The following is a 15,604-nucleotide window of genomic DNA, read 5'->3' as shown; positions in this document are numbered from 1 at the left end:
GCTGCCTTACATCCATGACGACTTCCTGTTGTCGCGCCGGGCTGATCTCAACGCGCGCGCGCGACTTTATATGGCCGCTCCATTTAAACAGGTGCTGCGGAACTATCCGCGGTTCCTGACGAATTCCAGCGACACACGGCGCAAATTATCCGTACACTGCCGCCCTGACGCCGAGATCACGCTGTATCGACCGCCCATCCGCAATGTATTCGATCTCGGGTCCGCACGGCGCGCCGGGCGCGACGCGCGACCGCGCCCCCTGCGGCTTGTCGCGCTCGGAACAGTCGAGCCGCGGAAGAATTTCGTGGCAGCGGCAAGCATTCTTGCATCCCTTCATAGTCGGGGCTTCCCCGACGCGACCCTCGACATCCTCGGACGACAGGGCTGGGGGGGCCACTGGCAGCAGCTTCAAGGCAGCCACGGCGTCACCCTGCACGGCTATCAGCCGGCCGGGCAGGTTCGGGCCATACTCGACGCCGCGGATTTCTTCATCTGCACGTCGCATGACGAAGGCCTCGGCCTGCCGCTCCTTGAAGCACAATATGGTGGCTTGCCGATCATCGCGCCGGACGCGCCGGTATTCCATGAAGTGCTGGGCGAGTCCGGACTCTTCATCACGCCGACAGATCCGCCCCGCGCCGCCGAGCAGACCGTGGCCGCCCTGTCATCCGCGGGGTGGCGCCAGCGATTTGTATCGCTGGCCGCCGACAATCTGCGGCGCTGGAACCGGCTCGCGGCCTCGGACCGCGCCGCCGTGATCGAGCTGATCGCCAGGCTTTCCGGCCGCCATCCGTCGGCCACGCCATCTTGCCGGAGCGACATGCCGTAGCGCAGACGTCAATTCGATAGTCGACCCACCAGAATTCCAGCCGGGACAAATGCTTGCAGGACAGAGCCAACACCACGCCAAACCTCGACGCGCTGCGGATCATCGCCGCCTGCGCCGTCGTGGTGCTGCATTATTCGGATTACCTGAAAGACGAGCCGGCCGGGCACTGGCTGGTTGACCACAGCTGGCATTTCAACCTGTTCGTCGACCTGTTCTTTGTGGTGTCCGGCTTCGTTATCGCCAGCCAATATCTCGGCAAGGTCAGGGATTTCCTCTCGGTTCGTCGTTTCGTCTGGCGCCGCCTGGCGCGAATCTATCCGCTGCATCTGGCGACGCTCGCATTCTACGTCGTCATCGCGCTGGCGTTGTATTTCGACGTCGCCAGAACCGATAATCCGGCGCGCTATCCGCTCTCCGACCTGCCTGTGCAGTTGCTGCTGCTGCACGCCTTTGACGGCGCGCGTCTGACCTTCAATTTCCCGAGCTGGTCACTATCGGCGGAAATGTTCTGCTATCTGCTGTTCCCCCTTGTGGCCGTGGCCGCGACAAAGAACAGAGCCGTCGTTCTCGCACTCGTGGTTCTCCCAGCGCTCGGCAACAGCCTTTACGCCTATCTCACCGGCAACGGTTCATGGGCGGACTGGATCAACCAAGGCGGCGCATTCCGCGCGCTCCCGGCGTTCAATCTCGGCATCGCCTGCTACCTGTTTCGCGATTACATCGCACGCTGGCCGGTGGTCCCAGGCGCCCTAGTGACGATGCTCGGCGCCTTCGTTTTACTGGGATCCTGGCTTCCGGAAATGTTGAACCTGCTCGTCATCTACGTCATTGCCGCCGCAGCCATCCAGTGCGACTGCGCGTGCCGCGGCACCGTCTTGACGAGGCTGCGTTTCGACCGCTGGTCTTCGCTGACCTATTCCTGTTACATGCTGCACATCCCCATCGCGACCGTCGTTCTGACCTTCGGCGCGCGTTACCTTGCGCCACACCTGCCGGGTGGTCGGATGGCGCTCGTCCCCGTAGCGATCGTGCTGCTAGCCGTCGCAAGCCAGCTTTCGCTGCGCTGGTTCGAAACGCCGATGCGGCGCTACCTGAATGATCTCTATGATCGCCATCTCGGAGGACCAAAGGTCGCCGCTGTCGCAGCTACGACGGAATCCCGGCGATGACAATGACCGCGGAGATTTCACCGGCGCAGCTCGCGAATTCCAGCGCCACGGTCGTAGGGCGCGACAGCGTCATCGACACCATGCGTGGTATTGCGATTCTGATGGTGATCGGCATCCACTCGCTGCATCAGCCGCTAATGGCGTCCTGGGAAATCTCGGTCGACGCCGCGCTGCGTCCCTGCGTGCCCATCTTCCTGTTCGTTTCCGGATATCTCTCGGTGCTATCCGGCCGCGTGCCCCTGGCACGGCGATTCAAGGCCATTCTGATTCCCTATGCCATCGCGTTTGTTGCGGCCTATTTCTATATGGCGCAGCATAATCCGGCGATGGATCACCGTCTCATGGCGACCGGCGCGCGGTTCATTCTGGCTTACGTGTTCGTGTATTATTATGTCTTCGTCTATGCCGGCTGCACGGCTCTGCTGTGGCTCGTGTTACGGCCTTCTCGCGATGGCATACCGCCGTCGCAGGCCCGACTTGCCATGCGCCTGACACTGGCGATGATGGTCGGCCTCATGGTTGGAAGCTATCTCGATCCCCTGCTGTTCAATTTTGGTGTTTCCGTCTCGCTGGTCGAAGAATTCCGCCTGCGCGACATTCCGTTCTGGTTCGGCTTTGCAGCCTTCGGCGGTCTGGTGGCGATGCCCGGCGTCCGGGCTGCGCTGACATCGATGCGAGCACCACTGGCCGCTGCCATGCTGTTGTTCTACGTGGCCTATGCGGCGGCACGATACTTCCAGATCGGGGATGCAGCAGCCTATGATTCCATCGCCTTCTTCTTCTATGCCGCGTTGCTCTGTTCCGTATTATTCGCCATCAACGTCCAGTCGCCATGGTTCGCCACGCTGGGATCGGGGAGCTACTTCATCTATCTCTGGCACATCTTCATCGTGATGGTGCTGCGCGATCACCTCGCTTTTTGGCATTTTGGTGCGCTCGCGGATGCCGCGATCACCGCAACTGTGACGATAGCGATCAGCATCGCTGCGTTAATGGCCGTCCGGAAGTATGCCCCGTTTCGACTCGCCCAATGGCTCGGAGCCTGACCATGCTGCTTCGACAGACCCTTCTCTATTTACCGGCACAGATTATCGGGCCACTGTTCCAACTGGTCGCCATGGTCGTCTGGACCCATGTGGTCGACGAACACACGCTTGGCATCATCACGCTGGTCACCGCCACGCATGAATTGTTGCAGATCGGCTTCCTGGCCTGGTGGTCGCAATATGCATTGCGGTTCTTTGGTCGCTACCAGGATTCGCACAGCGCCGCGCGCTTCTACCGCACCGAAAACACCATCCTGCTGCTGTCCGTCATCCTGCAAAGCATCTTCATGATCGGCGTGCTGCAGCTGGTGATTGCGCCGGATGCGGACGCCTGGTTGCTTGTCGCCACTCTGGCTTACGTCGTCACGCGGTCGCTCAACCTGTATATCGGCGAGCGCGCCCGCGTCCGCCAGCAGATCGGCGTCTATTCCATCCAGCAGATCCTTGGGCCAGCCGTGGGCTTTTTGGTCGGCCTCGTCTTCATCAAGACGTTCGGCGCATCCGCAGCATGGCCGCTCGCGGGCTATGCCATTGCCCAGCTGGTCGCAGCGCTGGTCGTTCTGCCGGTGATCGGCCATGGACGGAAGTTCTGGCCGGTCGATCGCGAGATCATCGACCATGCCTTGCGGTACGGCATTCCGCTGATCATCGGCGGAGCGCTCGGCTGGGTCGGCCTCAACGCGTCACGCTTCATCGTCAACCATCTTCAGGGCGTCGCCGCCGCCGGCCTGTTCGCGGTCGGTTACGGTCTCGGCCAGCGGGCCGCGGCCGTTGCGGCCATGCTGGTGACAGCGGCCGCTTTTCCGCTCGCGGTGAAGCATATGGAACAGGGTGGCAGCAAGGCCGCGATGCGCCAGCTTGCCGACAATAGTGCCCTGTTGATCGCCATTCTCGCCCCCAGCATCCTGGGCATCTTCATGCTTCGCGCCGAAATCGTCCACCTGCTGATCGCGGTGCCGTTCCAGGCGGTGACGCTGGCCGTACTGCCGCTCTCGATGCTGGCGGGCTCGATCCGCAATCTGCGTGCCCATTTCGGCGATCAGGTCTTCCTGCTGCACAGCCGCACCCGACTGATGATTATCATTGCTGCCATCGACGCCACCATGACGGTATTGCTCAGCGTCGTCTGCATTCGCTATTGGGGCCTGATCGGCGCGGCTGGCGCCACCGCACTGTCGGCAGCGGCCGCGGCAGCCGTAAGCTTCTCGATTGGCTTCGCCAAATTTGGCCTGACGCTGCCGATCGGGCATCTGCTGCGAATCGCCGTGGCAAATCTGGCGATGGCCGGCCTGCTTTACGAATTCCCCGAAGCCCGGTCGTCGCTTGGGCTTGCGATGCATATCGCGGCCGGGGGCGCGCTGTATATCGGGGTACTGGGTCTGCTCTATGCGCGAACGCTGACCCGAATGATTCGATCCCGGATGACAACGCCAGCGACGTGAAGACCGGGCCTGGTCATGCCTTCTTCACATTCTGGAATGCACGGGCCATGGCCGACCACAGTGGCTTCTTCTGCATCTCCGAGTCGAACGGCAGCGGCCGTGGCAGACGCTGGGCCAACGGATCCTTCTTTCGGGCGGCATCCGTATAAAACGAATAATTGTCGGCCAACTGCCAAGCGATTACCGTCTTCACCGCCGGAATTCGCAGGACGTTGTCGAGGAATTTTTCGGCTGTGTCCGCCACCATGGCATCGCGTGCTGCGATATCGTCGGGAAATGTGTCGTCGCGGACGTCGAATTCGGTGATGTAGATCTCGACCTTGCGCTCGGCGAGGGCGTGAACAAATTCGGCAAAGCGCTCGGGATTGTGTGGGTAGCGCGGTTGCAGATGGCCCTGCAGCCCGACCGCATGCAGCGGCACGCCAGCGTGCTGCAGCTCGTCGACGAGTCGCAGCATCCCCGCGCGCACCGCGAGCCCGACCTCGTCATCGCGCTCGGTCTGCGCCTCGTTGAGGACGAATTTCGTTTTACTGTCGGCCATTGCCGCCCGCGCGAAAGCGCGCTGAACGTAGCCGGGGCCAAAGGCGTCATACCAGGGACCAAGCCGATAGCCCCCAGGCGCCTTATGTCCCGGCCAGAACGGCTCGTTGACAATATCCCAGGAATGCAACTGCCCTGCATAGCGTCCGACAACATCGTCGATATAGCGATCGAAGAATATTTGTCGCTCCGAGGTGCTCATGCTCCTGATCCATTGTGGAACCCATTCATTCCAGATCAGGCAGTGGCCACGCATCGGAATGTTGTTTGCTGCACAGAATTTTAGCAACCGGTCAGCACTATCAAAACGTTTCGGACCCGGCTGTCCGGCGATCGTACCGATCTTCAGCGCAATGTCAGTTGTAACAATTCGTGCGTGCGTCGTGTACAGCTCGCGATAGGCGACGTCCTTGTCGATCACCGGCCCGGCCGCGGCACCAAATACCACACCATTTGAAGCTGCTATCGCGCCGAGGCTCCGCGCTGGTGCAGCGATTGCGCGAGTTCCAGATGCAGCCGCCGTTCCCACAAGTATCGCAAGCGCTGCTCTTCGTGAAAATCTCTTCATCGCTGAATCCGATCTGTTAGTGCATTGCGGCATCGCTGTGATGAGATCACCATCGTTGCGTCGCAATAGATCGATTTGATGGCGAAGTTGCTACCGATTCATCAGCAACGCCTTCGCGTCCGCCACAATGGAACTATTGCTGGATTTCATTCAGCACACTCGATCACATGATATCGGAGATCGACATTGAAAACGCACCACACGCTATCACCTGACCTCACGGTTGATGGAATTGCGATCAACGTTCATTCGCTTCCGGAAGCCGTCTCGTCCATCGTTGACGCCGCGCAGCATGGCGATAATTTCAGTGTCTGCACGCTAAATCTGGACCATGTCGACAAGCTTCAACACCACCCCGAATTTTTGAATGCCTATCGCCGCGCGCGGTTTGTGACAGCCGACGGCTTTCCGATCGTTGCGCTCAGTCGTCTGGTTGGCTCACATATCGACAGGACGACCGGCGCGGATCTGGTAGAACCGGTGTGCCGGGAAGCTGGCAACAATGGACTGCCCGTGTTTCTGCTCGGCTCGAACGAATCGACGCTCACGATGGCGTCGCAACGCCTGCGTCGTCGATATAAATCGCTGGACATCGTCGGCTGCCTCGCCCCGGGACAGCACTTCGAACCCTATTCCGGCGAAGCCGATATCGCCATCGACCGTATTCGTCGATCCGGCGCGAAGATATGTTTTGTGGCGCTGGGCGCGCCTCGGCAGGAACTGTTCGCGGCCCGCTGCCTGGACGAACTCACCGGCACCGGCATGCTGTGCATCGGCGCGGCGCTCGATTTCATTGCCGGCACGCAGACGCGCGCACCGGGATTTTCGCAGCGCTACGGACTCGAATGGGCGTGGCGCATGATGAAGAGCCCGAGGCGGCTCGGACCGCGCTATGCGCGGTGTATCGGAACCGTGCCGCAGCTGGTTGCGCGCAGCATGCCACAGATACTCGACGCCCGGATGAGGAAGGCAGCATGATCTCCACCTTGACGCTGGCGCAACGCGCGCGAAATATCAGCCACGCTCCAGAACGATATCAGATCTGCCTCATTCATCCTTTCGACCCGCGCGGCGAAAAGGTGGGAGGTCTGGAGACCTACATCCGGGACTTCATTACCTTCCATCCCGCCGACACCGATTTGCTGTTCATCGGCGTTGATTCGGTGGGCGACCTGCCGCTTGGCAAAATTCACAAGCTCACATTCCGCGGCAGGACCTTCGATTTTCTTCCGATCCTGCAATATTCGGATGATCAGGCGCGCGAAGCCGCGCGGACCATCCGATCCTCGCTGACCGGCCAGTTCTTTGTCGCATTGCTTCGCTATTTCGGGCCGATCGCCAGGATCATCCGCCGCCGTCGCTGCTCGATTGATCTGCGTCGCGTCGAATTTTCGTGGCTTCCAACATTGTTGCGACTGCCATTCGTCCAGATGCTGCACGGCGAGGGCGCGCCGAAGATGCAGATGGACTCGCTGCTGCGAAAATACTCGTTTGTTCACAATATGGGGGAGCGCTTTGCCGTCTCCATGAGCGAGCGATTTCTCTGCGTTAATCCGTTCATCACAGAGCGACTGCAGAAGACCTATCCAGGCAACAAACAGAAGATCGACACGCTGTGGACGTGGGTCAACACCGATATTTTCAAACCGAAGTCGTTCCCCGCCATGGCTGAGCCGTTTCGAATCGTGTTCGCCGGACGGCTCGATGAGTTCAAGGACCCGCCGCTGATGTTCAAGGCGATCGCACGGCTGCGGGCTCGCCTGAACGGAGAGGTCGAGTTTCATTACATAGGCACCAGCGATCCGCACCGCTTCGCCGAATTCGCCGCCATCGAAGACATCACCGTCCGGCACGGTTTCAAGGACGCGGCCGGCATGGCCGCGACCCTCGCATCAGCCCACGCCGGCATTCTGACGTCGGAGTTCGAGGGCATGCCACGTTGCGTCCTTGAGATTCTGGCAGTCGGACGTCCGGTGGTGGCGGTTCATCTGCCGCAGCTGGTGCCTGTGATCCATGATGGGGTCAGCGGCTTCCTCGTACCCCGACATGGTACTACCGACGATATCGCTGAAGCGCTCGCTCAGCGATTCATCGAGGTTCGCGACGACATCAAAGCGAGTCGTATGACGCCCGAGGTGATCGCGGAATCGATCTCAGACTTTACGCCGAACACGCAGCTGGCCCGCGTCTATCGCTATCACAAGGACATCCAGAACTCGCGCTTCATGATCGCTGCTTCCCAGGCCTAGAGGTACCCATTGAACATTCTGATGCTGACCAGTGAGTTCTCCCCTGCGCAGGGAGGAATCGGCACCTATGCGCGTGAGATGGCCACCGCCGCGACGGCTCTCGGCGCCAATGTCACCGTGGCGGCGCCGGCCTATATGGCGAACGCCGCGAACGACGATGACACATTGCCGTTCCCGGTTCGGCGCTTCCATGGAGGCCTGCATTCGTCGCGGGACGTTCCGGCCAAGATCGCGTTGGCGCGAGAGATGATCCGTGCGGGAAAATACGACATAATCCATAGTGCCGATTGGCCGTTTTTCATCCCCGTGGCACTGGCGCGGGGACTGACGAGCGCGCGACTGCTGATGACGGTGCACGGCACGGAAATCAATGAGGTGCAGACCCCTCTCAAGCGTCTCGCCATCTGGACGTCCGGCGCATTCGCCGGGCGAACCGAAATCGTCGCTAACAGCAGCTACACACGGGATCTGTTTACCCGGAATTTCCCCGCCCAGTCACGACGGACCAAGGCGGTATCCCTGGGGGTCGCCGATTTTTGGTTCCGCAAAGGCCGGCTCCGCGCCGAAACCCGCAGGGTGCTTGGCATCGCCGAGGAACGCATCATCATCGTGAGCGTGGCACGGATCACGCGACGAAAGGGCCACCATCTGACCCTCGCCGCGCTCAATACTCTCCCCGAGGAGCTGCGCAAGCGCATCACCTGGCTGGTCATCGGTCCGGACGGCGAAGCCGACTATGTCAACGCGCTGCGAAGCATCGTCGGCGTAACGGATTGCGATGTGCGCCTGCTTGGCGCGCTTCCTGACGAGGCGATCCGCGACATCTACAACGCCGCCGACTTTTTCTGCCTGACCGCCGCTCCGGATCCATCGGGACGTGTCGAAGGCTTCGGCCTGGTCTATCTGGAAGCCGCGGCCTGTGGACTTCCCTGCGTCGCCACGGAGATTGGCGGCGTGCCCGACGCCGTTATCGCTGATTCCAGTGGCTTGCTGGTGGCCCCAAATGTCATCGCCATTGCAGAAGCGATCACGAAACTCGCGCAAGATACAAGAATGCGGGAAGTGCTCGCAGCAGGAGCCACCACACACGCACGCGCCCTTTCATGGGAACGCTGTGCGGCCGAGACCTATGGGCTTCCCCGCGAAGCCGTTAACCACAGGGCAGTCCGTCCACTGGATGAAACCATGAAGATCACCGCATGAGATATGCTTTGTCCGCGCTGCTGCTCGTAGTGCTGATGAGCGGTACCGCGCAGGCCGAGAACTGCGCGAAAAGCCGCGAGTATCTCCTCGGCGGCCTGGCGGGGGATTTGCCGATGCCACCACAGGCCTACGAGCAATTGTTCAAGACCTGCATGGCGACCTCCAGCATGGCGAATGTCAAGGACGCCTATATTCTCAGGGATGGCGGCATTGCCGTGTCTCCGAAGCAGGATAGCCTGTCGGCCACGGCGGCAACGCTTTCGCAATTCTGCAATAACTACCCGCGCGCCACGTTGCGCTTCCTGACCCGCAAGGAGCTGGCATCAACGAGGTCCATATCCGGAGTCATCCGGATGTCGTCGAACACCTCAACATCCTGCCGAAAGATAAAGGGCATTGACTGAGACGGAATTAGCCAAATCAGTGACGTATCGCCGGCCTGGCGACCAGAAGCGCTCCGGCGCCACTCATTCTCCAGGAGCTTCCGTATTAAAGATTGGCCCCTCAGGCACCCAGCTCCGGCCGTCGAACTTCGCGATCTGCATTTGAGTATAGGGCGCATAGCGATCCGGACGCGTGGAGATCGAGATGCCGGGCAGCAACAGAGGTGCGACCACCTTGTTCAAGGTGGTTGCCTGCTTCAGCAGGTTGTCGCGGCTGAGATTGTCGCCGCACATCTCGATGATCTTCGCGGTCATATAGGCTGAGATATAACCGGTGACATTGCTGCCATCGGCGATGTCGCCGCGCGGATACCATTTTGCAAGGAACTCCTTGAATTCCTTGACATCGGCCGCGCTCTCCCAGTTCGGGTCAGTCGGCACTTTGAAGGCCAGCGCGGTGAGCACGTCCTTCGACGCTTCGAGTCCGGCGGGCTCCATCACCCCCTTGATGGATGACGAGACGCTGACGACGAAGTTCAGCGGCTTCCAGCCAAGTTCATGGACCTTGCGTATCGCCTGCGCGCCAAATTTCGGCGTCGCCATGGTGAACAGCGTGTCAACGCCCGCGGCCTTGAGTGTAACAATCTGCGAATCGATCGTGGGCTCTGAGACCTCATAGGTCACTTCCTTGACGATCATGGTCCTCGCGCTCTCGCCGAGACCGTCCTTCAGCCCTTTGACATAGTCCTTTCCTGCATCGTCATTCTGCGAAAAAACGCCAAGTCTGGCGTTAGGTCTGTTTTTCAGCAGATATTTCGCAAAAATCATGCCCTCCATCTGGTAGGGTGGGTAAAGCTGCGTGGTCCATGGAAAATTCTTTGGATCATCCCATTTCGCCGCGCCGGTCGAGATGAACAGCTGCGGCACCTTTTTCAGGTTGAGATATTTCTGCGTGGCAGAGTTGGTCGGCGTCCCGATGGTGCCGACGATGGCCAGAACCTCATCCTGTTCGACGAGGCGCCGGGTCTGCTCGACGGTCTTGGGCGGAGAATACGCGTCGTCCAACGAGATCATGGTGATCTTCCGGCCGTTGACGCCGCCTTTGGCATTGATCATCGCGTAATAGGCTTCCTCGATCCGTCCCTGCGTGCCATAGGCCGAGGCTGGCCCGCTATAGGGCATCGTCTGACCAATCTTGACTTCGGTGTCGCTCGCGCCGGGGCCGTATTGCTTCTGCGCGTCGGCGGAATGGCTCGCGACCAGCATCAAGGCGCCGGCAGCGGCGAGTGCGTGACGAGTGGTCATGGCGTAACTCCCCTTTGATTTGATATGGCCGCACTCTGTGTTGCGTGCCGTTGCAGAAAATTCAGATCGCTTGCAGATCCTCCCGGTAGCCCGCCATCTTGGCGCGGCGGGCCAACCTGCCGTTTGGCTTATGTCGTGCCAGCGCATCCATGGTCGCCTTCGACGGCTTAGGCTTCAGCATGCCTTCAATGGTATCGATGAGATTCTCCATCGTCGCTTCCGCGCTCCAGACGCGATGCGGCTTGCCGCCTTCGAGGGCAGCTTCACGCGACGACATCGCAACCCGCAGATACATCGACATCAGCATAAGCCGCTGATTGACCAGTTCAGGATCGATATCCTGCAGAAACCGGCGAATATGCCCTAGCGCACGCTCGTACCCGGATGCCCACTTGCCTTCCAGCGCATCCAGAAACATCCGCCGATGGCTCATCTGCAGCATGGTAATGAAGCGGATATAGGTATCCTCCTTCGGCGGATGCTTGCCGTCGCCTGCGAGATCGGTGGACGGCCACACCAGGCATTCAATGATCTGGCGCAGGTGGCGCGGGCCGCCGCGCGCTTCAATCTCGTCCAGGGCGCGATTGCGACGATCGTCGATCAGCCGCGCACCGTCTGCGACGAGTTCGCGCGCCAACTCGTCCTTGGTGCCGAAATAGTAATGCAGCGAGCCCGAGTTACGCTGCTTTGCGGCAAGCACAATGTCGCGCACGCTCACGCCGTCATAGCCGCGATGCGCAAACAATCGCCGCGCTGCGATTTTCAGCAGGTCTCTTGTGCTTGCATCCGCCATATTGACAAACCTGTCACGGAGTCCAAGTTAGGTCAAATGCTTTAAGCGAATGACCTAATTTCGCAATGTCAGGGAGAGCGCCAGTGAGTGAACTGGATTTTGGCGGCAAGACCGTGCTCGTCATCGGTGGATCGAGCGGGATCGGCAACGGTATTGCCCGCGCCTTTCATCGCAAGGGTGCCAATGTTCATGTCTATGGCACCAGGGCATCCGCGGCGGACTACAATAGCCAGGAAGGCTCTGACCTGACGGATCTGCATTACGCCAGGCTCGATGTGAGCAACTCTGCCGAGATCGAGGCGCTTGAGCCGGCGTTCGAAACGCTTGATATTCTGGTGCTGGCGCAAGGCACCGTACTCTACAAGCGCGCCGAATTCGCGATGGAAGGATTCCGTCAGGTCATGGAGGTGAACCTGATGAGCCTGATGGCGTGCGGCATCAAGTTTCATCCGATGCTCAAGGCCAGCGCCGGCTCCTTCATCATCGTGTCGTCAACGGCGGCGTTCCATTCGACCAAGGGAAATCCGTCCTACAACGCGTCGAAGACCGGCGCCGTGGGCCTGGTCCGCACGCTCGGCGAAGCCTGGGCCGAGGATGGCATCCGCGTCAACGGCATCGCGCCGGGTCTGGTCGATACCAAGCTCACCAGGGTGACGACGAACAATCCCAAGCGGCTGGACGCGGCCATCGCGAACATTCCGCTGAGGCGCCTCGGCACGCCCGCCGACATGGCTGGCGCTGCGCTGTTTCTGGCGTCACCGCTGGCGTCCTACATCGTCGGGCAAAGCATCATCGTCGATGGCGGGCTGATCCTCTAATCATTCCTTGTCGCATCAACAGAGCGAGAACCGCCATGGCCTGGGATTTTGAAACCGATCCGGACTATCAGAAGCAGCTCGATTGGGTGGCGCATTTCATCGCGGCCGAGGTGCTGCCGCTCGACCATCTGCTCGGCAGTCCCTACGACACCGGGGATGATGCCCGCAACAAGGCGGTGCGTCCGCTGCAGGCCAGGGTCAAGGCGCAGAAATTATGGGCCTGCCATCTCGGGCCGGAACTCGGCGGGCAAGGCTACGGGCAGGTCAAGCTCGCGCTGCTCAACGAAATCATCGGCCGTTCGGTCTACGGACCCACCGTGTTCGGTTGCCAGGCACCGGATTCCGGCAATGCCGAGATCCTCGCGCAATATGGTACCGAAGCGCAGAAGAAGCAGTATCTACGGCCACTCCTGAACAATGAGATCGTGTCGTGTTTCGCGATGACCGAACCGCAGGGCGGGGCCGATCCCGGCGTGTTCACGACGCGCGCGACGCGGACAGCCACCGGCTGGCGGATCGACGGTGAGAAGTGGTTCGCCTCCAATGCGCGCTATGCGGCATTCTTCATCGTGATGGTTGTGACCGATCCGGAAGCGCCACTGGCATCGCGGTGCTCGATGTTCATCGTGCCGGCCGGCGCGCCGGGATTGTCGATCCTGCGCAACGCCGGCTATGGCGACCACATCGATTCCCACGCTTATATGCGTTTCGAGAATGTCGAAGTGGCGACGGATGCGATGCTGGGTGAGGAAGGCGGCGGATTCCTGGTCTCGCAGGTGCGTCTCGGCGGCGGCCGTGTCCATCATGCCATGCGCACCATCGCCTCGGCGCGGTCGGCCTTCGACGCGATGTGCGAGCGCGTGCTGTCGCGACGAACCAAGGGCGAAGTCCTTGCCGAGAAGCAGACCGTGCAGGAAAAGATCGCGGATTCCTGGATCGAGCTGGAGCAGTTTCGCCTGCTGGTACTGCGCACGGCGTGGCTGATCGACAAGCATCAGGACTACAAGAAGGTGTTGAAGGACATCGCGGCGGTGAAGGCGGCGATGCCGATGGTGCTGCACAACATCGCCGGGCGCGCGCTGCATCTGCACGGCTCGATCGGGCTGTCGCGCGAAATGCCATTCGCGCAGCAGGTGATCGATTCTTATTTTCTAGGGCTCGCCGATGGCCCGACCGAGGTGCACAAGGTTACCGTCGCCAAGCAGGTGCTGCGTGGCTATCGACCGACCGATGCGCTGTTCCCGGCCTATCACCTGCCGCGGGTCCGCGAGCGGGCGCGCGAGCGTTATCCGGACATCGTGCCGGGCCACGACGCGGATTGAGGCGCCGGCATGAGCGAGGAAGCATGGCAGTCGCTCGTCGATCTCGACGCGTTGCGGCAATGGATGGATGGACAGTCGCTCGGCCACGGCGCGCTCGAAGCTGTCACGCCGCTGGCGGGCGGAACGCAGAACGTATTGCTGCGCTTTGTGCGCGACGGTCGGGCCTATGTGTTGCGGCGTTCGCCGGCGCATCCGCGCGGGGATGGCAACGCCACCAACCGGCGCGAGGCGCGGGTGCTGGGCGCGCTGGCATCGACGAACGTGCCACATCCGCAGCTGATCGCCGCATGCAGCGACACCGACGTGATCGGCGCCGCGTTCTACCTGATGGAGACCATCGACGGCTTCAATGCGACCGTGGCGCTGCCGGCACGTCACGCGAGCGACGCCGCGATCCGTGGCCGCATGGGCTTTGCGCTGGTCGACGGGGCGCTCGCTTTGTCGCGGGTCGATCACATCGCGGTCGGCCTGGCGGATTTTGGCAAGAGCGATGGCTTCCTCGAGCGCCAGGTGTCGCGCTGGCACGCCTTGCTGGAAAGCTATCATGACTACAAGGAGTGGCCGGGGCCGTCGGCAATCCCCGGCATTGATGTGGTGGCGAACTGGCTGACAGAGAACCGGCCAAAGCTCCTGCAGCCCGGCATTCTGCATGGCGACTATCACCTTGCCAATGTGATGTACCGCCCCGACAGCGCCGAACTCGCCGCCATCGTCGATTGGGAATTATGCACGATCGGCGACCCTTTGCTGGACATGGGCTGGATCATGGCGACCTGGCCGGACGAACACGGTCACACCACGTCGGAGATTGGCATCAGTCCGTGGAACGACTTCCCTCGCATCGAAGAGCTGATGTCGCATTACGCGGCGAATTCGTCGCGCGATTGCTCACAACTGCCCTGGTACGGCGTGCTCGCCTGCTACAAGCTGGGGCTGATCCTGGAAGGCACCTATGCGCGCGCCTGCGCAGGCCTGGCTGCCCCCGCGACCGGCGAACGGCTGCATCGCTCATGCATCAAGCTGTTCCAGCGTGCGCTCGGCTGGATTGAACGCGGCATAGTCGTCCGATGATCGCGAGCCACGCGCTGACGGGGTTTAACTTATTGAGGGGAAAGCATCTTCAATAAAATGGTGCCCAGGGGCGGGATCGAACCACCGACACTGCGATTTTCAGTCGCATGCTCTACCAACTGAGCTACCTGGGCATCGCCCCGGATAAAGTCCGGGGAGCGCCGGTTTATAGTCACGCTGGCCGGCGCTGTCCACCCGCCCGATGCAGATAGATGGGACCGCGAATTTTTCTCGCAAAACAATGGGAATCCACGGCTTTTCAGGCGGGATGCCCCCCGTTCGCGGACCGCATCCGGCGCAGATTTCCTATTCGGCGTCTTCATCGTCGGTAGGTTTGCCGGGAATCGAATAGGAATTCGACAGCCAGCGGTTCAGGTCGACGTCGCGGCAGCGTTCCGAACAGAACGGTTTTGATTCGGCGACCGAGGGCTTGTCGCAGATCGGACACGGCCTCGGCTTCGCGGTCACGGGGGCTGGCGGCTTAACTGGCATTCAACCAGCCAAAGCGAATCGGGAAACCTTCGCCCCCCAGCAGCGATATCGTCTCGTACAGCGGCAGGCCGACGATATTGGTGTAGGAGCCGACCATCTTGACCACGAAGGTGCCGGCGATGCCCTGCACCGCGTAGCCGCCGGCTTTGCCGCGCCACTCGCCGGAGCCGATATAGGTCTGGATATCTTCCTCGCTGAGCCGCTTGAAGCGGACCTTGGTCTCGATCAGGCGCTGCCGGAAGCTCTCCTTGGGGGTGACGATGCAGATCGCCGTATAGACGCGATGGTTTCGGCCGGACAGCAGCCGCAGGCACTGAGAGGCCTCGTCGACCAGCTCCGCCTTGGGCAGGATGCGGCGGCCCACCGCGACCACG

Annotated in this window: 16 protein-coding genes and 1 tRNA gene; 11 read left to right on the top strand and 6 right to left on the bottom strand. The window is 61.0% G+C overall.

All coding sequences use genetic code 11. The features are described 5' to 3' along the window. The first annotated feature begins 28 nt into the window (after window positions 1-28). The 4 genes from Q0S16_RS20605 to Q0S16_RS20590 are packed head-to-tail and all read left to right on the top strand — an operon-like array spanning window position 29 to window position 4,486. On the top strand, window positions 29-829 hold the full coding sequence (locus tag Q0S16_RS20605; protein WP_295852331.1) for a glycosyltransferase family 4 protein: 801 nt from the start codon (window positions 29-31) through the stop codon (window positions 827-829). Between the two features lie 53 nt (window positions 830-882). Further along, window positions 883-1,998, top strand: coding sequence for an acyltransferase (locus tag Q0S16_RS20600; RefSeq protein ID WP_295852328.1), 1,116 nt, complete (start codon window positions 883-885; stop codon window positions 1,996-1,998). Beyond that, the gene (locus Q0S16_RS20595; protein ID WP_366517851.1) at window positions 1,995-3,044 is read left to right on the top strand and encodes an acyltransferase; all 1,050 of its coding nucleotides are present in this window, start codon (window positions 1,995-1,997) and stop codon (window positions 3,042-3,044) included. The genes Q0S16_RS20600 and Q0S16_RS20595 overlap by 4 nt, the downstream gene beginning before the upstream one ends. Before the next feature lie 2 nt (window positions 3,045-3,046). Then, the gene (locus Q0S16_RS20590; RefSeq protein WP_295852323.1) at window positions 3,047-4,486 is read left to right on the top strand and encodes a lipopolysaccharide biosynthesis protein; all 1,440 of its coding nucleotides are present in this window, start codon (window positions 3,047-3,049) and stop codon (window positions 4,484-4,486) included. A gap of 13 nt (window positions 4,487-4,499) precedes the next feature. On the opposite strand, the gene Q0S16_RS20585 is transcribed toward Q0S16_RS20590, so the two are convergent. Next, complete coding sequence (locus tag Q0S16_RS20585; RefSeq protein WP_295852320.1) at window positions 4,500-5,594, bottom strand: endo-1,4-beta-xylanase; 1,095 nt, start codon at window positions 5,592-5,594, stop codon at window positions 4,500-4,502. Between the two features lie 186 nt (window positions 5,595-5,780). Between Q0S16_RS20585 and Q0S16_RS20580 the strand changes: the two genes are divergently transcribed. The 4 genes from Q0S16_RS20580 to Q0S16_RS20565 are packed head-to-tail and all read left to right on the top strand — an operon-like array spanning window position 5,781 to window position 9,450. Next, on the top strand, window positions 5,781-6,572 hold the full coding sequence (locus tag Q0S16_RS20580) for a WecB/TagA/CpsF family glycosyltransferase (protein ID WP_295852318.1): 792 nt from the start codon (window positions 5,781-5,783) through the stop codon (window positions 6,570-6,572). Between the two features lie 8 nt (window positions 6,573-6,580). Further along, window positions 6,581-7,843 carry a glycosyltransferase gene (locus tag Q0S16_RS20575; RefSeq protein ID WP_295852316.1) on the top strand — a complete coding sequence of 421 codons (1,263 nt, stop codon included), beginning with the start codon at window positions 6,581-6,583 and terminating at the stop codon, window positions 7,841-7,843. Window positions 7,844-7,852: 9 nt separating this feature from the next. Next, complete coding sequence (locus Q0S16_RS20570) at window positions 7,853-9,046, top strand: glycosyltransferase family 4 protein (protein ID WP_295852313.1); 1,194 nt, start codon at window positions 7,853-7,855, stop codon at window positions 9,044-9,046. 8 nt (window positions 9,047-9,054) lie between these two features. Continuing rightward, on the top strand, window positions 9,055-9,450 hold the full coding sequence (locus tag Q0S16_RS20565) for a hypothetical protein (RefSeq protein WP_295852311.1): 396 nt from the start codon (window positions 9,055-9,057) through the stop codon (window positions 9,448-9,450). A 63-nt stretch (window positions 9,451-9,513) separates the two neighbouring features. Here Q0S16_RS20565 and Q0S16_RS20560 read toward each other — a convergent pair whose 3' ends face one another. Next, window positions 9,514-10,734: an ABC transporter substrate-binding protein gene (locus tag Q0S16_RS20560; protein WP_295852335.1), complete on the bottom strand. Its 1,221-nt coding sequence runs from the start codon at window positions 10,732-10,734 to the stop codon at window positions 9,514-9,516. A gap of 61 nt (window positions 10,735-10,795) precedes the next feature. Then, window positions 10,796-11,527, bottom strand: coding sequence for a helix-turn-helix domain-containing protein (locus Q0S16_RS20555; RefSeq protein WP_295852307.1), 732 nt, complete (start codon window positions 11,525-11,527; stop codon window positions 10,796-10,798). A gap of 83 nt (window positions 11,528-11,610) precedes the next feature. Between Q0S16_RS20555 and Q0S16_RS20550 the strand changes: the two genes are divergently transcribed. Genes Q0S16_RS20550 through Q0S16_RS20540 form a run of 3 tightly spaced genes read left to right on the top strand, consistent with a single transcriptional unit; the run spans window position 11,611 to window position 14,738 of the window. Further along, a complete protein-coding gene (locus Q0S16_RS20550) occupies window positions 11,611-12,345 on the top strand; it encodes an SDR family oxidoreductase (protein ID WP_295852304.1) in 735 nt (244 codons plus the stop codon). Between the two features lie 35 nt (window positions 12,346-12,380). Further along, a complete protein-coding gene (locus tag Q0S16_RS20545) occupies window positions 12,381-13,667 on the top strand; it encodes an acyl-CoA dehydrogenase family protein (protein WP_295852301.1) in 1,287 nt (428 codons plus the stop codon). A 9-nt stretch (window positions 13,668-13,676) separates the two neighbouring features. After that, window positions 13,677-14,738: a phosphotransferase family protein gene (locus Q0S16_RS20540; RefSeq protein WP_295852298.1), complete on the top strand. Its 1,062-nt coding sequence runs from the start codon at window positions 13,677-13,679 to the stop codon at window positions 14,736-14,738. A 58-nt stretch (window positions 14,739-14,796) separates the two neighbouring features. Here the strand turns inward: Q0S16_RS20540 and Q0S16_RS20535 are convergent. The 3 genes from Q0S16_RS20535 to Q0S16_RS20525 all read right to left on the bottom strand — a co-directional run. After that, window positions 14,797-14,872 (bottom strand) — tRNA-Phe (locus Q0S16_RS20535). Window positions 14,873-15,044: 172 nt separating this feature from the next. Further along, window positions 15,045-15,230: a DNA gyrase inhibitor YacG gene (gene yacG / locus Q0S16_RS20530; RefSeq protein WP_295852295.1), complete on the bottom strand. Its 186-nt coding sequence runs from the start codon at window positions 15,228-15,230 to the stop codon at window positions 15,045-15,047. Beyond that, window positions 15,220-15,604 (bottom strand): Maf family protein (locus Q0S16_RS20525; protein ID WP_295852292.1); only part of this gene is annotated, 385 nt, incomplete at its 5' end. The genes yacG and Q0S16_RS20525, both read right to left, overlap by 11 nt.

This window comes from Tardiphaga sp. (assembly GCF_025356345.1).
GTDB lineage: Bacteria > Pseudomonadota > Alphaproteobacteria > Rhizobiales > Xanthobacteraceae > Tardiphaga.
Note: the sequence above shows the minus strand (reverse complement) of the source record. Positions and strands in the feature narration are given on the sequence as shown.